Annotated in this window: 23 protein-coding genes and 10 tRNA genes; 8 read left to right on the top strand and 25 right to left on the bottom strand. The window is 37.1% G+C overall.

Going from position 1 to position 23,784, the window contains the following annotated elements; all coding sequences use genetic code 11:
• Positions 1-12: 12 nt before the first annotated feature.
• On the bottom strand, positions 13-273 hold the full coding sequence (locus tag M3175_RS16115) for a metal-sensitive transcriptional regulator (RefSeq protein WP_119707106.1): 261 nt from the start codon (positions 271-273) through the stop codon (positions 13-15).
• Between the two features lie 147 nt (positions 274-420).
• On the opposite strand from M3175_RS16115, the gene M3175_RS16110 reads away from it, so the two are divergent.
• Entirely contained in the window at positions 421-1,323 is a 903-nt protein-coding gene (locus M3175_RS16110; protein ID WP_251521042.1) for a PucR family transcriptional regulator, read from the top strand.
• A 117-nt stretch (positions 1,324-1,440) separates the two neighbouring features.
• Positions 1,441-2,538 (top strand): ABC transporter ATP-binding protein, encoded by a 1,098-nt coding sequence (locus M3175_RS16105; RefSeq protein WP_251521040.1) that lies wholly within the window; start codon positions 1,441-1,443, stop codon positions 2,536-2,538.
• Positions 2,539-2,575: 37 nt separating this feature from the next.
• On the opposite strand, the gene M3175_RS16100 is transcribed toward M3175_RS16105, so the two are convergent.
• Positions 2,576-2,818 (bottom strand): hypothetical protein, encoded by a 243-nt coding sequence (locus M3175_RS16100; protein WP_251521037.1) that lies wholly within the window; start codon positions 2,816-2,818, stop codon positions 2,576-2,578.
• A gap of 270 nt (positions 2,819-3,088) precedes the next feature.
• On the opposite strand from M3175_RS16100, the gene M3175_RS16095 reads away from it, so the two are divergent.
• Positions 3,089-3,295, top strand: coding sequence for an alpha/beta-type small acid-soluble spore protein (locus tag M3175_RS16095; protein WP_066058898.1), 207 nt, complete (start codon positions 3,089-3,091; stop codon positions 3,293-3,295).
• A gap of 316 nt (positions 3,296-3,611) precedes the next feature.
• On the opposite strand, the gene M3175_RS16090 is transcribed toward M3175_RS16095, so the two are convergent.
• From M3175_RS16090 to M3175_RS16080, 3 genes are all read right to left on the bottom strand, one after another.
• Positions 3,612-5,624, bottom strand: coding sequence for an ABC transporter ATP-binding protein (locus tag M3175_RS16090; protein WP_251521034.1), 2,013 nt, complete (start codon positions 5,622-5,624; stop codon positions 3,612-3,614).
• Positions 5,621-7,378 carry an ABC transporter ATP-binding protein gene (locus M3175_RS16085; RefSeq protein WP_251521031.1) on the bottom strand — a complete coding sequence of 586 codons (1,758 nt, stop codon included), beginning with the start codon at positions 7,376-7,378 and terminating at the stop codon, positions 5,621-5,623. The genes M3175_RS16090 and M3175_RS16085 overlap by 4 nt, the downstream gene beginning before the upstream one ends.
• 446 nt (positions 7,379-7,824) lie before the next feature.
• On the bottom strand, positions 7,825-9,096 hold the full coding sequence (locus tag M3175_RS16080) for an MFS transporter (RefSeq protein ID WP_251521029.1): 1,272 nt from the start codon (positions 9,094-9,096) through the stop codon (positions 7,825-7,827).
• Positions 9,097-9,294: 198 nt separating this feature from the next.
• On the opposite strand from M3175_RS16080, the gene M3175_RS16075 reads away from it, so the two are divergent.
• The gene (locus M3175_RS16075; RefSeq protein ID WP_251521025.1) at positions 9,295-9,615 is read left to right on the top strand and encodes a hypothetical protein; all 321 of its coding nucleotides are present in this window, start codon (positions 9,295-9,297) and stop codon (positions 9,613-9,615) included.
• Between the two features lie 87 nt (positions 9,616-9,702).
• On the opposite strand, the gene M3175_RS16070 is transcribed toward M3175_RS16075, so the two are convergent.
• The 4 genes from M3175_RS16070 to M3175_RS16055 all read right to left on the bottom strand — a co-directional run bounded on the left by M3175_RS16070 (position 9,703) and on the right by M3175_RS16055 (position 12,692).
• Complete coding sequence (locus M3175_RS16070) at positions 9,703-10,164, bottom strand: helix-turn-helix transcriptional regulator (protein WP_119710498.1); 462 nt, start codon at positions 10,162-10,164, stop codon at positions 9,703-9,705.
• 119 nt (positions 10,165-10,283) lie between these two features.
• Positions 10,284-10,448, bottom strand: a complete 165-nt coding sequence (locus tag M3175_RS16065; protein ID WP_251521023.1) for a FeoB-associated Cys-rich membrane protein — start codon at positions 10,446-10,448, stop codon at positions 10,284-10,286.
• Positions 10,449-10,464: 16 nt separating this feature from the next.
• Positions 10,465-12,468, bottom strand: coding sequence for a ferrous iron transport protein B (feoB, locus tag M3175_RS16060; protein ID WP_251521020.1), 2,004 nt, complete (start codon positions 12,466-12,468; stop codon positions 10,465-10,467).
• On the bottom strand, positions 12,468-12,692 hold the full coding sequence (locus tag M3175_RS16055; protein WP_251521017.1) for a FeoA family protein: 225 nt from the start codon (positions 12,690-12,692) through the stop codon (positions 12,468-12,470). Before M3175_RS16055 ends, feoB begins: the two co-directional genes overlap by 1 nt.
• A gap of 252 nt (positions 12,693-12,944) precedes the next feature.
• On the opposite strand from M3175_RS16055, the gene M3175_RS16050 reads away from it, so the two are divergent.
• From M3175_RS16050 to M3175_RS16035, 3 genes are all read left to right on the top strand, one after another.
• Complete coding sequence (locus M3175_RS16050; protein WP_371321703.1) at positions 12,945-14,099, top strand: histidine kinase N-terminal domain-containing protein; 1,155 nt, start codon at positions 12,945-12,947, stop codon at positions 14,097-14,099.
• A 164-nt stretch (positions 14,100-14,263) separates the two neighbouring features.
• Positions 14,264-14,635 (top strand): MerR family transcriptional regulator, encoded by a 372-nt coding sequence (locus M3175_RS24955; RefSeq protein ID WP_285852326.1) that lies wholly within the window; start codon positions 14,264-14,266, stop codon positions 14,633-14,635.
• Between the two features lie 126 nt (positions 14,636-14,761).
• Positions 14,762-16,141: a hemolysin family protein gene (locus M3175_RS16035; RefSeq protein WP_251521012.1), complete on the top strand. Its 1,380-nt coding sequence runs from the start codon at positions 14,762-14,764 to the stop codon at positions 16,139-16,141.
• A 46-nt stretch (positions 16,142-16,187) separates the two neighbouring features.
• Here the strand turns inward: M3175_RS16035 and M3175_RS16030 are convergent, their stop codons facing one another.
• The 6 genes from M3175_RS16030 to M3175_RS16005 all read right to left on the bottom strand — a co-directional run bounded on the left by M3175_RS16030 (position 16,188) and on the right by M3175_RS16005 (position 22,001).
• Positions 16,188-17,075 carry a peptidylprolyl isomerase gene (locus tag M3175_RS16030; protein ID WP_251521009.1) on the bottom strand — a complete coding sequence of 296 codons (888 nt, stop codon included), beginning with the start codon at positions 17,073-17,075 and terminating at the stop codon, positions 16,188-16,190.
• Between the two features lie 129 nt (positions 17,076-17,204).
• Positions 17,205-17,876, bottom strand: a complete 672-nt coding sequence (locus M3175_RS16025; RefSeq protein WP_251521006.1) for a PspA/IM30 family protein — start codon at positions 17,874-17,876, stop codon at positions 17,205-17,207.
• A 2-nt stretch (positions 17,877-17,878) separates the two neighbouring features.
• Positions 17,879-18,376 carry a hypothetical protein gene (locus tag M3175_RS16020; RefSeq protein ID WP_251521003.1) on the bottom strand — a complete coding sequence of 166 codons (498 nt, stop codon included), beginning with the start codon at positions 18,374-18,376 and terminating at the stop codon, positions 17,879-17,881.
• A 92-nt stretch (positions 18,377-18,468) separates the two neighbouring features.
• Entirely contained in the window at positions 18,469-19,740 is a 1,272-nt protein-coding gene (locus M3175_RS16015) for a S1C family serine protease (protein WP_251521000.1), read from the bottom strand.
• Between the two features lie 160 nt (positions 19,741-19,900).
• Positions 19,901-21,307, bottom strand: a complete 1,407-nt coding sequence (locus M3175_RS16010; protein WP_251520997.1) for a sensor histidine kinase — start codon at positions 21,305-21,307, stop codon at positions 19,901-19,903.
• The gene (locus M3175_RS16005; RefSeq protein ID WP_251520995.1) at positions 21,297-22,001 is read right to left on the bottom strand and encodes a response regulator transcription factor; all 705 of its coding nucleotides are present in this window, start codon (positions 21,999-22,001) and stop codon (positions 21,297-21,299) included. The genes M3175_RS16010 and M3175_RS16005 overlap by 11 nt, the downstream gene beginning before the upstream one ends.
• Positions 22,002-22,262: 261 nt before the next feature.
• Between M3175_RS16005 and M3175_RS24950 the strand changes: the two genes are divergently transcribed.
• A complete protein-coding gene (locus M3175_RS24950) occupies positions 22,263-22,391 on the top strand; it encodes a hypothetical protein (protein ID WP_285852312.1) in 129 nt (42 codons plus the stop codon).
• Between the two features lie 120 nt (positions 22,392-22,511).
• Here the strand turns inward: M3175_RS24950 and M3175_RS16000 are convergent.
• From M3175_RS16000 to M3175_RS15955, 10 genes are all read right to left on the bottom strand, one after another.
• A tRNA-Gly gene (locus tag M3175_RS16000) sits at positions 22,512-22,585 on the bottom strand.
• A 128-nt stretch (positions 22,586-22,713) separates the two neighbouring features.
• Positions 22,714-22,785 (bottom strand) — tRNA-Gln (locus M3175_RS15995).
• Between the two features lie 17 nt (positions 22,786-22,802).
• Positions 22,803-22,878: transfer RNA gene (locus M3175_RS15990), tRNA-His, on the bottom strand.
• Between the two features lie 12 nt (positions 22,879-22,890).
• Positions 22,891-22,961: transfer RNA gene (locus tag M3175_RS15985), tRNA-Trp, on the bottom strand.
• Positions 22,962-22,975: 14 nt separating this feature from the next.
• Positions 22,976-23,048, bottom strand: a tRNA-Phe gene (locus M3175_RS15980).
• A 27-nt stretch (positions 23,049-23,075) separates the two neighbouring features.
• A tRNA-Asp gene (locus tag M3175_RS15975) sits at positions 23,076-23,151 on the bottom strand.
• 46 nt (positions 23,152-23,197) lie between these two features.
• Positions 23,198-23,290: transfer RNA gene (locus M3175_RS15970), tRNA-Ser, on the bottom strand.
• Positions 23,291-23,307: 17 nt separating this feature from the next.
• Positions 23,308-23,384: transfer RNA gene (locus M3175_RS15965), tRNA-Met, on the bottom strand.
• Positions 23,385-23,479: 95 nt separating this feature from the next.
• Positions 23,480-23,552, bottom strand: a tRNA-Ala gene (locus M3175_RS15960).
• Positions 23,553-23,571: 19 nt separating this feature from the next.
• Positions 23,572-23,648, bottom strand: a tRNA-Arg gene (locus tag M3175_RS15955).
• Between the last annotated feature and the right edge of the window lie 136 nt (positions 23,649-23,784).

Below are 23,784 nucleotides of genomic sequence, written 5' to 3'. Positions count from 1 at the left end.
TCTTTTACTTTACTAACGACTTTTTACTATCATATTTACAGCCTCTTGGATCGCATCCTCGGCGTTTTTTCCCTCGTCATTAGCTTCACGAATACATGCCTCTAGATTTTTTGCTACAATATATCCCATTGCACGGTCAACTGCCGATCGCACAGCAGATAGCTGAGTTACCACATCTTTACAATGTTTTTCCTCTTCCATCATACGTATTACACCACGAACTTGACCCTCGAGACGTTTTAACCGATTTTTCATTTCTTGTGAGTATTCCAATATATTCACCTCTCAACTATCCATACGGTATCCCCTATTGAATAGATTATATCGTATTCTTTTCTTAAATAGAAATTATAAGACAAATTATTGATACCAGACGTTACCTGATATAATGAAGATATACAATGATTTGGGAGCAACCATATGCTAAAAAAAATTCTACAATTATTCGAAGACAGTAAATATACAAATCAACAGCCTACACTTGAAGATACAAAAGAGTATGACTGGTTTTATGAAGAAAACGAAGACGGTTGGGTTGGGATTAGAAAAAACAGGTTAGACCCAAAAGAAAAACAGCTTCTAAATGCCCTTTTCCATTCTTTTGAACCACCAGTCATAGAGTTTCAATCTCAGGGATGGTACCATTTTTTATTTTCTGATGGAAGGGTTCCTTTACAAAAAGAGGAGCGACGGGTTCGAATTATTCACCTTCATTGTTCAGGTGAGGACTGGGATCAAAAAGATCTAGAACTCGCTTTAAAAGGCTTCCTCTCTGAAGAGATCATTATTTTTTGGGAAAGTCCAAATCATGCTGTACTTATTGAACACGAATCTCACAGCTTTTTAATGGCAGAAAATTTCTTGGAAATCTCTGAGACATTTGAAAACGATCTTTACCTACGTGTCAGTTTCTTTATTGGAAAGTTTCACTCTGCCACTGAGGAATTAAAGGAAATATTCCATCAAGATCGTCAGTTCTTTAAACAATCCTTAGAATGGAAGCGGAAGGAAAGAGTTTTTACGTTTGAGAACATTTTTCCTACTATGCTCTCGCACAATCTGCCAACTGAGCTGTTGAACGCTATTGAAGTTCAACTTCTTCAGCCTTTAATGGACGATCCTGAAACGCTCACAACCATTCAAGTATATTTAGAAAACAATTTAAACGCGAGTGTCACAGCAAAGAAATTATACATTCACCGTAACACCTTACAATATCGAGTAGACAAGTTTACAGATAAAGCTGGCGTAAATTTAAAAGATTATCCTAGTGCCATTACCCTTTATATCGCCTGCTTACTTCAATCACAAAAGCAAAAATAGCACATTGCCCAATTTCCTTCTCCGTATTTTTGTGCACTATTCACATAGTACAAGAACCTTTCAATCATGTAATCTATATACAAGAAAACGATTACAGTTTATTGGGAGGAATTCATTATGGCTGAGTTAGTTCTAGATCATATTTACAAAATTTACGACAATAAAGTAACTGCTGTTGAAGACTTTAACCTTCATATTCAAGATAAAGAGTTTATCGTATTTGTTGGACCATCTGGTTGTGGAAAATCAACAACTTTACGTATGATTGCTGGTCTTGAAGAAATCTCTAAAGGTGACTTTTCTATTGATGGAAAACGTGTAAATGATGTAGCACCAAAAGATCGTGATATTGCCATGGTATTCCAAAACTATGCACTTTACCCACATATGAGTGTTTATGACAATATGGCTTTCGGATTAAAGCTTCGTAAGTTTCCTAAGGATGAAATTGATCGTCGTGTTCAAGAAGCTGCAAAAATCCTTGGTCTAGAACCTTACTTGGATCGTAAACCAAAAGCACTTTCTGGTGGTCAACGTCAGCGTGTTGCCTTAGGTCGTGCGATTGTCCGTGATGCAAAAGTATTCTTAATGGATGAGCCATTATCAAACCTTGATGCTAAACTTCGTGTTCAAATGCGTGCTGAAATTGCAAAGCTTCATCAACGTCTACAAACAACAACTATCTATGTAACGCATGACCAAACAGAAGCTATGACAATGGCTACTCGTCTTGTTGTTATGAAGGATGGAGTTATCCAGCAAGTTGGAGCACCAAAAGAAGTTTACGAAAAGCCTGAAAATGTATTCGTTGGTGGATTTATTGGATCACCAGCAATGAACTTCCTAAGAGGAAAAATCGAGGAAGGTAAATTTGTAGCAGGCAAAACTTCTATCGCTATCCCTGAAGGAAAAATGAAAGTACTACGTGAACAAGGGTATGTTGGTAAAGAAATTATTCTCGGTATCCGTCCGGAAGATATTCATGATGAGCCTGTTTTCATTGAAGCTTCTCAAGGTACAAAAATTCATGTAAAAATTGATGTATCAGAATTAACTGGTGCTGAAACAATGCTTTATTCAAGCATTGAAGGTCAGGATTTTGTTGCAAGAGTAGACTCTCGTTCAGATATTAAACCTGGTCAATCAATTGATTTAGCATTTGATTTGAACAAAGCTCATTTCTTCGATGTAACTACAGAGTCAAGAATACGTTAATCATCTAGGATGCAGCATGTGCGCTGCATCCTTTTTTCTATTCTTGTATAAATTGGACCACATCATTATAACAAGACGGACACTTATAAAGATGCGGACAGAGTCCCTTTGCATAATCGTCGGAATATCCATCTTCGAGCTTCATTAAATCAATTGGCATATAGGCACTATAGTCGTCAAAAAAATCCATTAATCTTCCTGCTTCCTCTAATTCATTTCCGCATGTACTACAAGTAAAGTATTTTTCTTCAAGCCCGTTACAAACTGGACATATTCCCATTTCTCTTCCCTACTTTGTTTTTTTATTAGTTTGAGAAGCAGATCACCTGTTCATGTAAGACAAAAAGAAATTATGAACAGGAAAACATTACCTGCAGTTTATATCGAATAGGATTAAATAAATCATCCATAATATTGAGTAAACACAGCGACAACAAGTCGCCAACAACAAAAACTTTTATAACGGACTATGCTGAAAGCTTGATTTACTAAAATCAATTTGGTTCAATCCAAAATAGTCCACCAAAAAAACTGAAGGAGAGTGTTCAACATGGCAAACAACAATTCTTCAAACCAACTATTAGTACCAGGAGCAGAGCAAGCATTAGAGCAAATGAAGTACGAAATCGCTAGCGAATTTGGTGTAAACCTTGGTGGCGAAACTACTTCACGTGCTAACGGATCTGTAGGTGGAGAAATCACTAAGCGTTTAGTATCTATGGCTCAACAATCTATGAGCGGATCTTTTCAACGCTAATTTAACTTAAGATAGTACACAATTGAATAAGGTATGGCTTAGCCCTCTTCCACTCCGGAAGAGGGCTTTCATATTGTGCCCAAATAAAAAACAGCCTTTCGTAATAAAAGGCTGTTTTTATGATTCTTTTATGATGGTAAATCCAATAAAGTAACCTAAAACCATAATACTTGCAATAACTAATGTCACCGAAAGCTCTTCCATCTGCCAGTCCCCTTTCGTCCCTTTGTTTGCTTTAACATTAACACGAATTCGGGGAACGACTTGACGTAAATTTAGAAAATTGTATGTCTAAATTTCGAAAGTTCTTTGAACATTAACCAGCTATGCTGCTACCTTGTTGAAGCTGATACATTTGATAATATTTTCCTTTTTGTTCCATTAATTCATCATGTGTCCCTTTTTCAACGATAGACCCTCTATCTAATACGAGTATTTGATCAGCATTCCGAATAGTAGATAGTCTGTGAGCAATAATGAATGTGGTTCTTCCCTTTTTCAAAACATCCATCGCCTCTTGAATGATCATTTCTGTCTCAGTATCAATACTAGATGTTGCTTCATCCAAGATCAGAATGGCCGGATCGAATGCTAATGCTCTTGCAAAGGATATAAGCTGTCTCTGACCACTTGATAAGGTGCTTCCCTTTTCAATTACCGGTTCATCAAAGCCTTTTTCCAGATGTTTAAATACTCTATCTGCCCCTACATCACGAAGTGCCTGTTCGACCTTTTCACGAGTAATGGCTGGATTATCAAGACTAACGTTTGAAGCAATGGTACCAGTGAATAGAAAAGGATCCTGCAACACAATTCCCATATGTTGTCGTAATGTTTGGTGGGGAATATTTTTAATATCCGTTCCATCAACTAAAATACTCCCTTTTTGACAATCGTAAAACCTAAAAAGCAGATTAATAATTGAGCTTTTCCCTGAACCGGTATGTCCGACAAGCGCCACCGTTTCCCCGTGCTCCGCAGTAAAATGAATATCCTTCAATACATACTCATTCTCTTTATAACCAAAGGAAACATGCTCAAAAGTTACATTCCCCTTATAGCGTTCCATCTGATGATCATTAACATCAATTCCTTCTTCCGTTAATAATTCAAACACACGGTCTGCCGCAACGAGCGCTTGTTCTAGATTGGCTAGCTGGTTCACAATGCCTTGAATAGGGTTAAAAAGACGATTAATATAATCAACAAATGCATACAGCATTCCTAGCGAAACTACTGCACTTGGCTTTAGTGCTTCTCCCCCAAAATACCAAATAAAGGCTACAAATATCACATTTCTTAGTACATTTACTAAATTATGTGAAGTTAATGAATTTAGACTTAACAGTTTGTTTTGAAACTTAAAGTGATCTTCATTTAGTTTTTCAAATTCTTTCTGAGTTTGCTTTTCTTGATTAAAAGCTTGAATCACGTTCATTCCTTGAATGGATTCATTGACAATCGCGTTAATATCACTATTTCTCGAACGTATTTTTTGATTATACTTCGATGCGTATTTTCGATAAACAAGTGTCCATACAAAGAGAATTGGTAATAGTAATAAACAAATGAACGCTAGCTTTACATTCAGAATGAACAATGCAATGTAAATTCCTGTAATGTAAATCGCACTGGTAAAAAAGGTTGATAATACAGTAACATACAATTCTCGAATTGCTTCTGTATCGTTTGTTATCCTCGCAACAACCTTACCGGCAGGCAAATTATCAAAGTATCGAATAGGAAGCTTTTGAATCTGTCCAAATACATCCTCACGCATTTTTTGGATAACACGGTTTGCAGACATCTGCAAATAATAACGCTGTCCGTATTCGAATATTGCTGCAATAACAATCAATCCGAGGTACAGTGATAATAAACTAATAATTCTTGAGGTTTCCGGCTGATAAAATGCTACTAGCTCCTCCGTTGTAAGCTTTGTTCCTTCAAAGGTCTCAATCTTGTCTCCCTTTGTAATGGTTAGTACACCATTATTAAAGCTTCTTTCCCCATCAAAGGGAGTCGCCTCCTCCACAAAGACAAAGGAACGATTCACTTGTAGAATAGTTGCTTCTTCTACCTTCACTTCATCATCCTCAATATATTTCTCACGTTTATAATAATTCCCTTTGTATTCAACTGAATCCTTCGTTCCATTTGTTTGATACCACGTCGACTCAATCCCTAAAATATGTTGATCAATCATTCGTTTGGCAATGAATGGTCCTGCAAGGTCAGCGGTAACTGCTACAGAAAGCATCATAAGTGCTGCAATGATGATATTTTTATAATGCAAAGCGTATTGTACGAGGCGTTTCCCAGTCGTCATACACTCACCTCCACATCAGATGAGGTTTGAACCTGCTGTCTATCATATTGCTCTTGATACCAGCCGTTCTGTTTCATCAATTCTTCATGAGTTCCTTCCTCAACGATCATCCCTTCATCCAACACGAGAATACGATCCGCGTGCTGAACGGCAGACATTCGATGAGTCGTTATTATTGTTGTCTTTCCGCTTCGTTCACTTCGTATATTTTCGATGATTTTCTTTTCTGTTTTGGCATCAACGGCTGAAAGAGAATCATCTAAAATAAGAATTTCAGGATTTTTAATTAATGCTCTAGCTATTGAAATTCTTTGTTTTTGTCCCCCAGATAAAGCAACACCTTTTTCCCCAACAAGTGTTTCTAGACCTTCGGGAAGCATCTCAATATCCTTCTTGAAATCCGCTAACTCGATAGCTTTAACCAAATCAGCATCAGTAGCGTCCAGTCGTCCGAAAAGAATATTTTCCTTTACTGTCTTTGAAAACAGGACGTGATCTTGTGGAACGTACCCAATCCATCCTCTAGTTGTCTCTAACGTATATTCATTTAACTCTACATCAGAGATAGTTAACGCTCCAACTCCTAACGGATATTCTCGTAAAAGCTGTTTTATTAAGGTTGTTTTTCCACTCCCTGTTTTTCCAACAATCCCTAATGTTTCCCCTCGCTTCAAATCTACGTCAATTTTACTAAGATTATCTACGTTAGAGGATGGATATCGAAAGGAAAATTCCTTAAACGTAATCTGATCTGGGTGATTATCTGATTTTGGATTCAATGGATCCGAAACATCAGGCTCGTAAGATAAAGTTTCTTGTACTCGGTCTAGTGAAGCATTTCCTCTTTGCATAATATTGATAAGCTCTCCAATCGCAAACATTGGCCAAACAAGCATACCTAAATATACATTAAAAGAAACAAGTTCTCCTAACGTGAGTCGATTATGGAACACTAAGTATGATCCAAAGCCCAAGCCTATAACATAACTTAGTCCAACCAGTACTTTGATCGTTGGATTAAACAAAGAATCTATTTTTGCAACAGCCACATTCTTTTTATAAACATCCTCTGTCATATTGTGAAATCGTTTTTGATCTTCACGTTCTTGTACATAGGCGCGAATGACTCTTACTCCTGAAACCGACTCGAGAACACGATCATTTAGTTCACCAAAGGCATCCTGTGCTAACATAAATTTTTTATGAATGGTATTGCCGTAATAATTAATAAGAACAGCCATGATTGGCAATGGCAGGACTGCTGCAAGAGTCAGTTCCCAACTAATAAAGATTGTCATCATCGCAACGATTGTAAGCATAAAGGCTGTGGAATCTACTAGTGTTAAAATACCAAAACCAGCAGTTGTAGAAATAGCCTTTAAATCATTTGTTGCACGAGCCATTAAATCTCCTGTTCGATTTTTTTCAAAGAAAGTTGGCGTCATTTTAAACAGATGCCTCATAAACTGTGAGCGCAGCTTTCTTTCAATTAGAAAAGCCCCACCAAACAACTGGTACATCCAAATATATGTGACTCCATAGGATACAACTGTCAAAACAAAAAAAGCTAATAAGTACTGCACAATTTTTTCCTTACTTATTACTCCCATATGAATATCGTCAATAACCATTCCAACAAGTTTAGGTGGAATAACATCAACAAATCCAATAAAAACAAGAAGTGTTATCGCAACAGTATAACGTTTCCAATTTTCTTTAAAGAACCAACTTAATTTTCGTAAAATAGAGAACATCTTGGTAGTCTCCTCTCATTTCTTTCCGTCATGTATAACTAGCCACTCTCAAGCTCCCCGGTTGATACTAATAATCTTTCTACACATAATGTTTGCATGGCTACTACCTCCTAGATTTTTTTATAGTAATGGGATTTCCCCAGTGCTACCTTTTGAACAAGACAAAAAAGACATACCGCATCCTATGCGATATGTCAAAAGGCGACAAAAAAGCACAAGCTACTCATACGTAACCCGTGCTATTCTTTAAATAGTAAGCTGTGCTCATTCAAAGACAAGGATAAAAAATGGTTACGCTCTCATATTCAGTTAAGTGAATGTGAACATCTCTTACTCTCATGATCGTAACCTCCTACCCTTTCATTATTTTCCATATTTGTTACAATATCATCAAAACCCACTAAAGTCAATTGAATTTTCTTAATATTTATATGCTTCCTTTATTACTAAGAAACAGGCAATGGCTTGGATTGCGGCTGGACATTCCGGCTGTACTTTGGAAGAGCAATTGCGTAATATACTCCCACGAACAATAAGCATCCTCCCACCATCCAGTAAAGCATCTCCACTTTTAATAACGCTGGAAAACTATAAGCGATAAATCCCAAAGTTAGCGATTGCGAAAGCATCATTAATGGGGAAATCCACCCTTGAACTCTCCCCATCATTTTAGGGTCCACAATACTTGGCATCCAACCTCCGATTCCAATATTAACTAGTGGCAAACCTAGAGCTGCAAGAAACACTAGAACAAAGAATAAGAAAAGGGACGTAACTAGTGATGACAGGATGACAAAACACCCCGTAATCATAAGCCCCATAATAATAAGCTGATGAAGTTTGAATTTTTCACTAATAACCGACGCAACGACACTTCCAAGTAAAGCACCTGTTCCAAACATCATTCCGATAATAATTGAAAATTGTTCGTAATTCTCCGGAGCAAGCTTATATTTTAAAATAAAAACAGGCATTACACTAAAACCACCGTTTACAACACCAAACACAATAAAACCAATTAACAATGTTCGCAAAAGGCCGTGCTCTAGTATATATTTCATTGAATCCTTGAAATCAATAAATACTGTAGAAATATTTAAATCTTTTAATTGATGCTTTCCATTTGGCATTCTTACACTCTCTTGAATCTGGCAAGACCGAATAAGAAGAGCACTTATCATAAACGTAATGGTATCAATAATGATTGCCCCGTAAATCCCTACCGTCCAATAGGCTAATACCCCTAACCCATTACCAAATAACATAAATAAACTCATGACCAATTGATTTAAACCAGCAGCCGTTGTGTAATCATCCTGCTTAAGAATTCCTTGAACCATCGCATGCTCGGCGGGAAAAAAGAATTTTTGAACGGCACTTCTTAAAAAGAGAACAAAGAAGATAAGAGGCATCGACCCAATTATTAATGTCACTAAAAATAATATGGAAAGTACAGCACTTATCCAGTCACAACTAAAAGCAATCTTTTGTCTATCCATCCGATCTGCCAATACGCCAACCAGGAAAAATACAGCTAGAGTGGGGAGTGAATACATTAACTCTGTTATAGATGCGTACATAGGTTGGTCAGAAAAACGATCCAATAAGAAAAACATAAATGCAGTAAGTCCAATCGTACTACCCATTTGCGAGGTGAAGTTCGCTAAAAAAAGCTTGGCGAAATTTTTGTTTTGAAAAACAACCATAAATTTTTTCATTTATTCTACCCCTAACTCCCTTTAATACCTTCAGTTTACTTTGCATTGCATTTTCTCAAAACAGACCTTTGATGGGATTTTCCTCCGTCTTCAGACGGAAGAGATTGAATTCTCAGTATATTCCCTAACAAACATGTTTCATTTAGGGGAAGAAGGGGTAATAATTGATTAAAATAACAGGATAAAGGAGTGCTGTCCATGAATGAAACTTCGTCTGTAACGATTTGTTATACCAACCGAATAATGATGAAAGAGATAATGGAACTATACACATTAGCAAAGAAATTCAATGGTATGGTCACTTTTTATCATAATCATCATTCCGTTTCAGGCTTACACATAACAAAGCTAGTGACATTCTTTTTAACAATAAAAAAGGGCAGTAAGTTGCTAGTAGTTGTTGATGGACAAAGGAATCATTTATTTCTAAATAAGATCAAATCTATTTTTAAGAACGAGCATTCGCTCAACCATGTCTCCAAATCCATTTCTTTTCAACACCCTCTACAACTCAAATGATGAAATTGACAACTAACTTTATGCCAAATATCTCATGAAAAAAAGCTACTAAGTATCCCCTCTTGGACACCCAGTAGCTTTTTGCTCTTACTCCTTTATTTCATTCACAAGCTCTTCAAAACGCTCTCTGGACGCATGCTCTTCGAAACTGCTAAAAATGCGGAAGTACTCATCATCAAGGATGCGATAGTGTTGGCTTAACACATTCTGCTGTAGAATGATCCCCTTTTTTCTGTCAATTTCTCGCCACCATAGCTTTCCACCCAATGTTTTTTCTTTACGGTAATCAATCCCATCTCTTGCCACAGTCTCCAGTACTTCTAATGGGTCACTCCCAAATAAATATTGAATGGTTTCTGTTTCACGAAATAGAGCACAAATAGTAACAACGGTTTGCCAGTTCGCATCCATTCTACCTTTTTCAATTTGTACGAGCGTCTTTTTCGAAAGACCGATGACTTCACCCATTTTATCCTGTGTGTATCCTGCTTCCGTCCGGATTAACCTCATTTTCTCCGATACTTTCGATATTATCTCGTCTCTAGTCAAATCCATTCAGTCCTTTAAAATGAATTGGTGTAATTTTACACATCCTCTTTTTATTATAAAACAACAATGGAAAATATTCCAATAAAAAACTGCTATCCTATTGAACAGCAGTTATACATTTATTTTTTATCAGTAATTGAACTGGTACATACGGCTTCATTTTTACAAGCATTCTTTACCGCACACGCGGCACATTTCCCTTGTTTTGATTTTTGAATATGCTTATAAAAAGCAAAGCCTGCATAACCAAAAATAATGCTACCTAATAGAATATTTGCCAACATGATCCCACCTCATTTTTCACGAGAATCCTACTAGCTTCCCAGCTTGATAGACAAGGAAACATAAAACATAGGCTACGACAAAAGCATAAACAATTGAAATGATTGTCCATTTCCTTGAAGCCGTCTCTTTTCTTATCGTAGCTACAGTTGCCAAGCAAGGGATATACAATAAGATAAATAACATAAAACTATAGGCAGCTAACGGTGAATAGGATGTTGCGAGTAAACCTTGTAGACTAGATTCATCAGGAACCCAGTAAATAATATTCATTGTTGAAATAATGGCTTCCTTTGCTAAAAAGCCCGTCAATAAGGATGCTCCCGCTTGCCAGGAACCAAAGCCAATTGGAGTAAATAAGGGAGCAAATAACCCTCCGATCATGGCTAAAAAGCTTTCATCCATATTTACATCTACTCCTGCTGGGCCAGTATACGATAAGAGCCAAATAAGGACAGAACCTGCAAATATAAAAGTACCAGCCTTACGGATAAAACCTTTTCCTTTATCCCATGTACTTCTCCATAGTGTTTGGAATTGAGGTAGGCGATAAGGAGGAAGCTCAATGACGAATAGTGAGGTTTCTCCTTTTAATAGTGTCTTAGAAAAAACCTTTGCGACAACCAGAGCAACGACAATCCCAATAACATATAGAGAAAGGACGATAAACGCTTTATGCTCTACAAAGAAAGCTCCTACAAATAAGGCATATACAGGAAGCCGAGCCGAACATGACATAAGAGGAGTTAACAATATGGTAAGCAATCTTTCCTTCGGAGTTTCTATCGTACGGGCTGCCATGACTCCAGGAACATTACAACCAAATCCAATCATCATTGGGATAAATGCCTTTCCATTTAAACCAACTAACTCCATCATCCGATCCATCACTAAAGCTACTCTAGCCATATAGCCTGAATCCTCCAGTAAGGAAATAAAGAAAAACAAGATGAAAATTTGTGGTACAAAAACAAGAACCCCACCCACTCCTGCAACAATACCGTCAAGAACAATAGCATGTATAAATTTAGATGCCTCAACTAATCCAAGTAATTCTTCAATTAAATTTGTTAAAGGACCAGTAATGAACCCATCAAGCAAATCAGATAGCGGAAAGCCAAGCCAGTCAAACGTAAGCATAAACATCACATACATCAAGCTAAGGAAAATAGGAATGCCTAACCACTTATTAGTTACCAAAGCATCCATTTTCTCAGAAAATGGTGGGCGTATGTCTTTTCTTTTCACGATAACCTTTTCGGCTATAGATGTGATGACTTCTCTTCTAGTTTGATATATAAATGTCTCTACCGTTTTAGCAGATACTTGAAAAATATCTTGTTCAACTTTTTCAATGATCTCATTAATTGTTTCTTCTCCAATAAGATCATTCATATACTTTTTGACATACTCATTTCCTTCTAACAATTGAAGTGTGAGCCAGCGCGAGGATATCTTTGTTCTGTCTTTCACTAATTGTGAAATATGTAGAATCGTTTCTTCAATTTCCTTCCCATAGTATATGAGGCTTTTGTCTGAACCTACATAGAAAGAATCGGTTACCATCTCTGCAAGCACATCACAGCCTTTACCACTACGTGCGATTACAGAAGTTATGGGGATACTTAATATCTTTTCAAGCTTCTCAGTATCGACTTCAATTCCTCGTTTGCTAGCTACATCAACCATATTCACTCCTATAATAATAGGCTTACCTAGCTCTAATAATTGGAGAGTAAGATGTAAGTTTCTTTCAATTTGTGAAGCATCAATAATATTTAGGATTTTATCGTATGATTCATGAAGAATAAATTCGGTAACAACACCTTCATCCTTAGATAAAGGGTTTAAAGAGTAGATCCCTGGTAAATCAATTAGCCTTGCTGCTTTTTGCTTAAAGGACCCTATCTTTTTCTCAACTGTCACACCACTCCAGTTTCCTATATACTCATACGAACCGGTTAAGCTGTTGAATAGTGACGTCTTTCCAGTATTCGGATTTCCAAATAGAGCAATTTCCATTATTCTTTTTCCACCTCAATGTAACTTGCCTCGTTTCTCCTAATTCCTATGCACTGTCCGCAAGATTCGATCATGACAGGTCCCCCAAACGGCAGAATGCACTTTATACAGACAATCGAGCCCTCTGTTATTCCTAAATCTAGTAATCTACGCCTAACTAGAGCATTGGCACCAGAAATATCTTTAATAACGGCTTTTTCACCCGCTTTTAATGTTACTAACATAGTTCTCACCCAAATACTAATTGTTTTTCTCACTACGAATCTAATTGAGAATGATTATCTTTATTTATAGCACGTTTCCATTTGACTCGCTGTGTGAAATGTCACTCATGCTCGTATACGTTTATGATAATGTAATTTTTTTACAATTAATAAGACTTACGTATGATTTCTATCTTTCTCATTCTTCGAAAGAGGATTCCATTTAAAATCCTCGAATATATTAACTAATAAAGAGAGAAAAAGAATATAAGGGTGAGTGACAATCGCATGCTACAAGCAACCAAGGAGAAATTAATTGAATATCTCTCCAAATCAAAGAATTTATTAGTCTCTTTATGGGAAAAAGAAATATTAATATCAACAGAAGATCCATATACATTTGAAATTAATACGAATGGTTTTTCATTATTTCAACTGATTCTTGATGGTCTTGATATAGAGGGTCTTGAATTTGAAAAATTCATTGAAGAATTTTCGTTAAAAATGGCTGAGCAGCGAGTAAATGATTCGATCAACATTGGGACATTTGTTTATAATGTCAACATCGGCCGTTCAATTATCTATCACCATTTACTTGAATCTGATTTTACAAAAGAAGAAATCCAAGAATCCATAAAGAGCATCGATACATTCTTTGATAAGTTTCTACTTTACTCCGTTTCTTATTTTACAGAGGAGAAAAATAAAATTATTGAAGAAAAGACGCAATTTATCGATTCTACTCATAAGGATAGGCTAACACTACTTGGACAAATGACCTCAAGTTTTATTCATGAATTTAGAAACCCCTTAACTTCGGTTCAAGGTTTTATTCAATTATTAAAAGCCGAAGATCCATCTATTAAGTACTTAGATATTATTTCAAGCGAATTAGAGCAACTAAACTTCCGCATTTCTCAATTCTTACTTCTCTCGAAGAAAGAGCTAATTGGGAAAGAAAAAAGTTCATTTTCATTAAATGAACTTATTGATGAAGTACTCATATTCTTATATCCCAGCATACTTGACTCAAAAGTAAAGGTGATTAGAGAAACGATTGAGCATGTTCATTTATTCGGATATGTGGATGAAATTAGACAGGTGCTAATCAATATCATATTTAATGCAATTGATGTATTAACACAATACCGTGAAGATCCAATAATAGAAATTATTTGTTCTCTTTCACACAATAAGCATGTCGTTATTGAAATTTCAAATAATGGACCAATGATTCCAGACCAGATGTTAAAATCAATTTTCGAGCCCTTTGTTACTACTAAAACACTTGGAACTGGGCTTGGACTTTTCGTATGTAGAGAAATTATTGAGAAACATAAAGGTCGTCTAATATGTGAATCAAGTACGGAAAAAACCATATTTAGAATGACGATGCCTATTCCTTCACTTACAGAAGCCTCTGAGTAAAGAGGCTTTTTTTCATTTTTCTAACAATTCCCTCCAGAACCTTCATATTACCTTAAATTCATCATAAAATATGGATAATACCATTTTTTATCTAACCGTAACGTTTGACTGTACAGTTTTTCCTTTCGTATAATTATAATTATTTATATTGAACAATTCATAAGCTGAGGTGGTACAATGGGGCATTTTACCGAATTGGGGAGCTAGCTTCAATTGCTAAAGTTTCAAGAAGAACGATTGACTATTACACAAATTTAGGGTTACTGCATGCCGATCGTTCAAAGGGGAATTACAGAATTTACAATGATGAAGCCTTAGAAGCTCTACACTTCATTGAGGAATGTAAAGAAATGCATATCCCTTTGGAAGAGATTAAGAGAAAGCTAGAAATGAAAAAGCAAAAAGAAGTGAAACAGGGAGAAATGGAAAAGCATATTTACTCCATTGGTCAACAAATGAAGCAGCTACAGCACGATATTTCTGTACTCATCCCATTAATTGAAAATCTAGATGGTCAGCAAACGAAAGTGCTCTAAGAAGAGTTAACCATGGAGAGCGAATGGCTGATGAAGTTTTTACCCGAGTTTCATAGGTTAGTAAAATTTTCGAATTAACTGGGAGGTGACTCCTTACTCGTTTATTAAGCGAGATAAGGAAACTTATTGGACATATTAAACTTGGTTTTAATAGCCATTTTAATTGCTTTGACAGCATTTTTTGTGGTATCGGAATATGCTATTGTGAAGGTCCGAGTCGCACGGCTCGACCAGCTCATTGAGGAAGGCAAAAAAGGTGCTATTTCTGCAAAAAGGGTGAATGCTAACCTTGACAACTACTTGTCTGCTTGCCAACTTGGTATCACTATGACAACGTTAGGACTAGGGTGGTTAGCCATTGAACCCATTGAAATCGTATTGCGACCTATTTTCCAGCAAATGAACGGAACAGAGACAATAGTATCCTTCCTTTCTTTCGGAATAGGTTTCTTAGCTATTACATTCCTTCATGTGTTATTTGGAAAAATAGCTCCAAAAACGATGGCACTGCAAAAAGCAGAAAAAATGACGCTATTTACTGCGCGTCCACTCATCTGGTTTTACCGTCTAATGTTCCCTTTCATTTTTGTACTAAATGGGACAACGAAAATATTAACAAAAATATTTGGGCTAAAACCTGCTTCCATAAATGACTTAGCACATTCTGAAGAAGAGCTGCGATTAATTCTTTCTGAGAGCTATAAAAGTGGTGAGATAAACCAATCAGAGTTTAAATATGTAAACAAAATATTTGAATTCGATAACCGAATTGCCAAGGAAATTATGGTTCCTAGACGCGAAATCGTTACCCTATCAAAGGACAATACGTTAGAGGAATTTCTTCAAGTAGTTAACGAAGAAAAGTTTACTCGTTATCCTATCATAGATGGTGACAAGGACCATATTATAGGCATGGTAAATATAAAAGAAATCATGACTGAGCTCATACAAAACCGAACACTCTTAACGAAGACTCTTGAAATTTATACAAGACCGATTATTCGTGTTATAGATACGGTTCCTATTCATGACTTATTAGTTAAAATGCAAAAGGAACGAATCCATATGGCCATTCTTATGGATGAATATGGCGGTACTTCTGGTCTAGTTACAGTGGAAGACATCATTGAAGAAATTGTTGGTGAAATTCGTGATGAGTTTGATATGGATGAAATTCCTATGATACGAAAGCTACAGGAAGATCACTATATTATTGATGCAAAAATGCTTGTGAGCGAAGTAAATGATCTATTAGGATTAACTATTGATGATGAAGATGTAGACACAATTGGTGGTTGGATTTTAACTGAGAATTATGAGGCTAGAGAAGGCGACGAAATTACACTAGAAAACTACACCTTCAAAATTATTGAGATGGAAGAACATCACATGAAATATGTAGAAGTCTCAAAGAATGTAACAAAGCATTCTTTAATTGATACCCCACTTCCAGCTGTCCCAAACTCATCTGATGAAATGATTTCTAAACAGTCAGTTAGTTTCTAAAATATTAATAAAAAACCTCGATTGAATAATCAATCGAGGTTTCTTTTTATGCTTCTAAATAGTTATTAATTTCATACTCTTCTTTAAGCTCTTCTAACCATACTGTATATTCTGTAGACATCTTATCATTCATTAAGGTATCTGTAATCTCTTCCTTACTATCTTCGAAATTAGCTTCCTTCGCTTCTTGATGATCGACAACTTTAATGATATGGTAACCATACTCAGTTTTTACAGGAGCACTAATCTCATCCACACCGAGTGCAAAGGCAACCTCTTCAAACTCTGCTACCATATCACCACTGCTAAAGTATCCCAAGTCCCCACCAGATTCTGCTGTTGTTGTATCTGTTGAATATTCTTTAGCTAGTTCACTAAAGTCTTCCCCTGCATCTAGTTTACTTTTAACTTCGTTAGCAGTTGCTTCATCAGCTACTAAAATATGGCTTGCTTGTACTTGTTCAGCTGTAGCAAAAGTATCCTTATTTTCATCAAAATACGTTTGTATCTCTTCATCTGTAATTTCAATTCTTGGCTCAATCAATTTCTCTGTTTTAATATAATTGATAATATCGTCACGTACATCATCCATTGTCGATCCGCTCGCTACAACTGCCTCTTCAAGTGCAGTTTCTCCGCCATATGATTCAGCCAATGTAGCAAGTTCCTCTTCAACTTCTTTATCTGATATCGTAATCTTTTGTTTATCCGCTTCAAGCTCAATTAATTTGTTTGTAATTAACACATCAAGTGCATCTGCTCCATATTGATCTAACAACGTCTGTTGGAGTTCATCTTCTGAAATGGACGCATCTCCTACTTTTGCTACTACACTATCTTTTGTTGATAAGAGAATACCAGCGATAATAGCTAGTCCGACTAATGCTGTTACTATTGTTATTACTAACTTCTTCCTAAGTAATTTTTCCTTCATTTTGTAATTGTCCTCTCCTTTGTTTTCTCTTCCTCTATACTAACCTGTAAATGTGACAAAACTATTAACAAGCAATGAAAGAGATATGAAAAAGAAAGAGAGACGATTCACTCGTCCCCCTCTCCCATTTTATACAGTTTCTAGTCTTGAAGATTTTAGCTTCTCCAATTCCTTCTCTACATCTTCATGTGAATATGTTCCAAGAACACTCTCAATTCTTCCCGCATTCGCTTGTGTGAAATATTGATTTGCTTGTGACTTTGCTTCAAGTTTGAGTATCTCTTCCTCTACTCTTATGAACCCCTTTACTGCACGGTCGGGATTAATGGAAGCAAGAACTTGAGAGATATCGTTTGATACCTTAGCCGCTGTCATTCTAGAAACGAGTAGCAGCTTACGATCCTGTAATTCGTCGTACTTTTCTTTAAGTTTATCAAGTTCGTCGTACAATAAATTCGTTTGATTTTTAATTGTATGGTACTGTCCTTCATACAATCTTAATTTTTTCTCTTGTTGAAGCTTGTCCTCTATTGCTAGCCTAGCAATCTGGTCTTCTCCTCTTTCAACTGCTAACTCTGCTTGCCTTGCTCTTTTTTGGACTCTGTCTATCGTTGATTCGATGACTGCTTCAAACTTCTTTTCAATATACAGCTGCTGAGCGAGAGCCCTTTGTGCCTTCCCAATCTCTCCCTCAAGTTCTCTTAAGTATTGTTTGAGCATACTGATTGGATCCTCTAACTTATCCAATGCGTCATTAAAATCTGCTGTTGCAATATCTTTTATTCGTTTGAAAATCCCCATATTTACTTTTCCTCCCTACGTACTTTGTTTTCCCACTCATCAAGGAAATCTCTATTTGTATAGGACGGTACAACTAAATCTTCTCCCGTCATTAATTCTTGAACATTTGTGTCTTTCTTCACTGTACTCTTATAAAGTAAGTAACCTAGTAGAATAAGTAGCGGAATGGCTAGAATAGTAGGTACTAAAGAAAGTATTCCAAGTGCAAGTAAGATTCCACCAGTGAGTTTCATCCCATTACTTTTTCCTCGAACCCATAGCATCCAACCAGCTATTACTAGGCCAGCCTTTGCCAATAACCCTAGTAAGAATGGTACTAAAAAGAAAGATTGGTTCACCATCATCCCTCTTACATGAAAGCTATGAACGTCTCCACCTCTCATTCCATGAAACCCCTGAGCTTGAACGGTCATGGTTGGTATACTAAACATGCTAACAATGACAATTGCTAGAACGACGATCGGTGCTACGATCATTGTCCATTTTACCGCCTTGTTCAAATGAATTCACCTCCCTTCAAGTTAAGTTGAATATCCCGTTTATTTAACATCTTGTTTTTATTATCCATTTCTAATTCCTCCGAACTTTTTTATTAACTTGTCGCTTGCTGACCTGTTAAAGTCATCGTGACCGTTTTTTCTTGTCCTTTGCTATATACCTTTAAGGTTATTTCATCACCAACAGATAAATCATTATATAAATACTTGCGCAAATCATTTGAATTAGTGACCTTCACATCATCGATACTAACAATTACATCCCCTACTGCTAGGCCTGCTTTTGCGGCAGCTGAGCTAGAATCGATTTGCATGACCATTGCACCTTCTGTTACTGTTTCTGGCACCTCCTGCAAATACATTTGAGGAAGCTCCTCTAGACCTGCTAAGCTCACTCCGATATAAGGACGTGTGATTTGGCCAGATTCAATGAGTTGGTTTACGATTGGTACGACGTCATTACTTGGAATCGCAAATCCTAATCCCTCAACTCCATCCTCTGAAATCTTAAGCGAGTTAATTCCGATTACCTGCCCACTAGAATTGAGTAGCGCTCCACCACTATTTCCAGGGTTTATGGCTGCATCTGTCTGGATTACATTCAGCTCCCATTCTCCTGCAGAAGTCGTCACAGCAATTGTCCGTTCCGTTGCACTTACAATCCCTTGGGTTACCGTCCGTGAAAATTCAAGGCCAAGTGGATTTCCTATTGCAAGTACGTCCTCTCCAGCACGTAATGTGGAAGAATCACCGAATTCAAGTGTACCTTCAACATCTTTGGAATCAATTTTTAATACAGCTAAATCCGTTAAAGCATCTGCCCCTATTAGTTGTGCACTAGCTTTCTCACCGTTATAAAGAGAAACCTCAATTTCACTTGCCCCTTCGATTACATGATTGTTTGTAACAATATAAGCCTCATTACCTGTCACTTTAAAAATAACCCCTGACCCTGAACCGGCCTCAACAGCAGATGAGTCAGTAGAATAGCGACTAGTTTGCTCTTGTAAGTTGACAATCCCTACAATTGCTTTTGAGGATGCCTCAACCATATCCGCAACAGCTATATCATCAGAATTTTTAGTTGTGGTTGTGGCGGTCGTTACTACTGCTGCCTCAGTGTTTTCATTTGTGTTAGACACTGCGGAATTTTGCTCTCCATTAACTCCACTTATCTTCTCAGAGAGGTTTTGAAGTGCATCAATATTAGGAATGGCCACGATGGTAAGCATAGAGCCTACGACCCCAGCAGTTACCATTGATAGAAAGCTTTGCACCTTCCTTCCTTTCTTTTTCTTCTTTACAGGTTCTGTATGATATTCTTGCGAAGTTTCTAATTGTGATGAAACTTGATTAAAATCACTCATTTTAAGTTCCTCCTTTTTGTCTTGCTTTATAGTTACATCATAGACCCCATTTATGAACAAATAATTAACAAACCTTTAATAGAATTAGAAATAATAGGGAAAGATTATGTTTATTCGCAAAAAAAATAAGCCGCTAATGCGGCTTATAATGTTGCTAGAATCATTCAGAAGGAAAACAAATCGTAAATATCGTCCCTTTTCCTTTCTCACTTGTTACTTCAATTTTTCCATTATGAAGCTGTACGAGCTGTTTAACTATCGACAATCCTAAACCAAACTCCCCAAATGGATTTGATGTTCGCGAAATTTCAGCTTTATAAAAACGATGCCATATTTTTTCAATCTCCATTGGATCAATTCCAATTCCTGTATCTTCAATCTCAATAATGGTTTCCCTTATTCCATTTTTCCCTCGCAAATAGATACTTCCATTTGAAGTAAACTGAATGCTATTTTTGGTGATATTAATGAGAATTTGTACGAGACGGTCATAATCCGCATAAATGGACGTACCTTCCTCTACCTCTATGTGAATAGAGTTCCCTTTTTCTTCTGCTTGAAGCGATAATTGCTCCTGGATGATTTCAAATAACTCATCTAATGGAATTTCTTCTTTAGTAAGCTTAATCTGATTTGAGCGGATTTTATCATAATCTAAATTTTCATTTACTAGGCGAATTAGACGTTTTGTTTCTTTGCTTACTAGTTGAATTCCCTTTTCTTTTTCTTCTTCTGCAATCATATTATTTTTAAGTCCTTCAATTACTCCGCTAATCGTTGTCAGTGGTGTTCGAAGCTCATGCGATACATCGGACATAAAATTACGACGGCGACTTTCTAGGCTTTCGATTTCTTCTTTTGATGCATTTAATCGCATCACCATTGAATTAAAGTCTTCGGCAAGTTCCCCTATTTCATCAAAAGTTGAAGAAGGTAGTTTTACTGTGTAATTGCCTGCAGCAACGGATGAGGTTGCCGCTTGAATTCGTTTAATTCGATGAACATGAATTCTTGATAAGATCAAGCTTAGTAAAACAGCCACCACTAAAGCAATGAGAACGGTATAAAATAAATATTGATTAATTTGACTGATCATTTCTCTTGAGCCACTAATTGGGGCAGTAAGTAAGATCCCTCCTGCTAATTGTCCATTTACTATATAAGGAATAGCAACAAGTGTTACTTCCTGATCCGAGCGTTTTGTTCTATTTTTAACAATTAGAGTCTCTCCGCTAGAAATTTGTTCAAGTACTTCATCCACTAACCTTAAATCTCCCCTGTGCTTATCAGCAGGAAAAATGACCGAACCTTTCTCATCAAAGATAGAAAAGCTAATATTCCGTCCACCTAATACGGTCATATACTCATTTACTATTCGGTCAGAGGAAAGATTCCCCTCTGTAATGTCACGCAAGATATTTTCACCGTATGATTCAAGTTCATCCACCTTATTTTTATACACCAGTCCCTCTACGTAATGAGAGAACACTAAGCTTAATATTAAAAAAGCAACTACTAGCACACTTATGTGGCTTATAAGCTGCTGGTACAAATACTTAATTTTCATTTCCTTGCACCACTTCATCGAACTTGTACCCAACACCCCAAACAGTATGGAAGAATGGCTGTAAATCTGTTCCTATCTTCTTTCTTAATCTTTTAATATGAACATCTACTGTTCGTTCATCACCATAAAATTGGTAACCCCATACTCGTTCAAGAAGCTGTTCCCTTGTAAAGACCTGCTTTGGATGCTGTGCGAAGTAGTAAAGAAGCTCGAATTCCTTCGGTGTTAAATTCAACACTGGCTGATCATCTAAAAATACCTCTCTTGTATCTTTACTAATTTTAAAATGTTTGGTTTGTAGCATCCCTTTTTCGACTTTTACTAGTTCATTACTTTGCATACGACGACTAATTGCCTTGATTCTTGCCATTAAAGCAAGTGGACTGAACGGTTTGGTTACATAATCATCAGCTCCCATTTCAAGTCCTAGTACTTGGTCTGACTCCGTATCCTTTGCTGTTAGCATAATAATGGGAACCGTATAGCCTTCTTCTCGGATTTTTCGGCATATCATAACACCATCCATACTTGGGAGCATCCAATCAATAATAACTAAGTCCCATTCACCTGATTTAAACATGTTAAGGCCTTCCAAACCATCGTAGATATAAGTCCCTTTGATTCCTTCTTTAGAAAAAAACATATCAATCATTGAGCATACACTCTCATTATCTTCTATTACTAAAACGTTCATTTATCTCATCTCCCCCTACATCTCTCGACCTTAATTTAAATGTATTTAATATTTTTTTCAACTAAAAATGAGATTCTTCCTATTTTATTAATAGCTAAGTAATAGTTTAGTCATATTTTATTCATAAGATAATAAGGAAAAGAAATTAATAATTTTATTTATTCTTACCCCCATAAAGAAGTACTTCGCATCGAAAAGTTTAGTAGACCAGGAAATAGGGTATGGTTAATAACGTACATAAACGAGAGGAGAAAAATAACTATGCGATTAATAAAAGCTGATATCGATGAATTGTTAGAATCCACTCGAGAGCTTACTGAAGATGAAGGTTTTTCATTCATCACAACAATTGAAATCGATCATTTACTTGAAAATACACAAGATTGGTAATAGGATAGGTGCTATGCACCTATCCTTTTTTTATGATACTAACTTCTAAAAAAAGAAAAAACACTAGGGCTGCTTCATTTTTTTGAAACAACTCTAGTGTTGGAAACGTGTTTATATGTATGGAGCGGGTGATGAGAATCGAACTCACGACATCAGCTTGGAAGGCTGAGGTTTTACCATTAAACTACACCCGCTTATCATATTGTCCAGCTGCGCCTCCTTGGTCCTCGAGGTAGCTTCGGTGCCCCTTTGAAGTCTTATGACTTCCGCAGGTGCCCCTCCAGCGCTTGTCGGACCAAAACAGTCGGCTCCGCTTTTCATACTGGGCTAGCTGGATTCGAACCAACGCATGACGGAGTCAAAGTCCGTTGCCTTACCGCTTGGCTATAGCCCATTGAAGAATTTTAATAATGGGGCGACTGATGGGAATCGAACCCACGAATGTCGGAACCACAATCCGATGCGTTAACCACTTCGCCACAACCGCCATGGGATTTGACAGGGGTAGTAGGAATTGAACCCACACCGAAGGTTTTGGAGACCTTTGTTCTACCTTTAAACTATACCCCTTCAAAAAAGAAAGATGGCTCAGGACGGAATCGAACCGCCGACACAAGGATTTTCAGTCCTTTGCTCTACCGACTGAGCTACTGAGCCATAGATTACTATTCAATTATGTATAAATGGCGGTCCCGACCGGGATCGAACCGGCGATCTCCTGCGTGACAGGCAGGCATGTTAACCGCTACACCACGGGACCAGTTTTTTTCTCAAGTGTTTACTTGAAAATATTAATCATTTTAAGATGGAGGAGGTAGAGGGATTCGAACCCCCGCGCGGTTTGACCCGCCTGTCGGTTTTCAAGACCGATCCCTTCAGCCAGACTTGGGTATACCTCCAAAGAGATGAAACGTTATGGTAGCGGCGGAGGGGATCGAACCCCCGACCTCACGGGTATGAACCGTACGCTCTAGCCAGCTGAGCTACACCGCCAAAAATAATTTAATGAAGATTATTTTTACTACACTACGTTCAGTGAAGGAAAGAAGATTATTTTCACTTCACTACGTTCCGTGAAAAAATCTAAGTGGAGCCTAGCGGGATCGAACCGCTGACCTCCTGCGTGCAAGGCAGGCGCTCTCCCAGCTGAGCTAAGGCCCCAAACAAATATTAATAGAAATGGCGCGCCCGAAAGGAGTCGAACCCATAACCTTCTGATCCGTAGTCAGACGCTCTATCCAATTGAGCTACGGGCGCATATTTTTGTAATGTTACTTATATTAGAGTGTTAAGGACAGCTATTTTGCTTGCGCAAAAAGCTTTGGATATTTTACTTCGTAAAAATCCTTGGTGCCGAGGACCGGAATCGAACCGGTACGGTAGTCACCTACCG

Origin of the sequence: Robertmurraya korlensis (genome assembly GCF_023715225.1) — a bacterium.
GTDB lineage: Bacteria > Bacillota > Bacilli > Bacillales > Cytobacillaceae > Robertmurraya_A.
The sequence above is the reverse complement of the archived record's forward strand: the minus strand, read 5'-3'. Positions and strand labels throughout refer to the sequence as shown.

Coding starts and splice junctions, on each gene's coding strand:
- M3175_RS16065 (WP_251521023.1), bottom strand. CDS start 10,448: ATGTTGGCAAATATTCTATTAGGTAGCATTATTTTTGGTTATGCAGGC.
- feoB (WP_251521020.1), bottom strand. CDS start 12,468: ATGGAAATTGCTCTATTTGGAAATCCGAATACTGGAAAGACGTCACTA.
- M3175_RS16030 (WP_251521009.1), bottom strand. CDS start 17,075: ATGAAGGAAAAATTACTTAGGAAGAAGTTAGTAATAACAATAGTAACA.
- M3175_RS16025 (WP_251521006.1), bottom strand. CDS start 17,876: ATGGGGATTTTCAAACGAATAAAAGATATTGCAACAGCAGATTTTAAT.
- M3175_RS16085 (WP_251521031.1), bottom strand. CDS start 7,378: ATGTTCTCTATTTTACGAAAATTAAGTTGGTTCTTTAAAGAAAATTGG.
- M3175_RS16075 (WP_251521025.1), top strand. CDS start 9,295: ATGAATGAAACTTCGTCTGTAACGATTTGTTATACCAACCGAATAATG.
- M3175_RS16105 (WP_251521040.1), top strand. CDS start 1,441: ATGGCTGAGTTAGTTCTAGATCATATTTACAAAATTTACGACAATAAA.
- M3175_RS24950 (WP_285852312.1), top strand. CDS start 22,263: ATGCGATTAATAAAAGCTGATATCGATGAATTGTTAGAATCCACTCGA.
- M3175_RS16015 (WP_251521000.1), bottom strand. CDS start 19,740: ATGAGTGATTTTAATCAAGTTTCATCACAATTAGAAACTTCGCAAGAA.
- M3175_RS16110 (WP_251521042.1), top strand. CDS start 421: ATGCTAAAAAAAATTCTACAATTATTCGAAGACAGTAAATATACAAAT.
- M3175_RS16010 (WP_251520997.1), bottom strand. CDS start 21,307: ATGAAAATTAAGTATTTGTACCAGCAGCTTATAAGCCACATAAGTGTG.
- M3175_RS16095 (WP_066058898.1), top strand. CDS start 3,089: ATGGCAAACAACAATTCTTCAAACCAACTATTAGTACCAGGAGCAGAG.
- M3175_RS16080 (WP_251521029.1), bottom strand. CDS start 9,096: ATGAAAAAATTTATGGTTGTTTTTCAAAACAAAAATTTCGCCAAGCTT.
- M3175_RS16090 (WP_251521034.1), bottom strand. CDS start 5,624: ATGACGACTGGGAAACGCCTCGTACAATACGCTTTGCATTATAAAAAT.
- M3175_RS16005 (WP_251520995.1), bottom strand. CDS start 22,001: ATGAACGTTTTAGTAATAGAAGATAATGAGAGTGTATGCTCAATGATT.
- M3175_RS16100 (WP_251521037.1), bottom strand. CDS start 2,818: ATGGGAATATGTCCAGTTTGTAACGGGCTTGAAGAAAAATACTTTACT.
- M3175_RS16055 (WP_251521017.1), bottom strand. CDS start 12,692: ATGTTAGTAACATTAAAAGCGGGTGAAAAAGCCGTTATTAAAGATATT.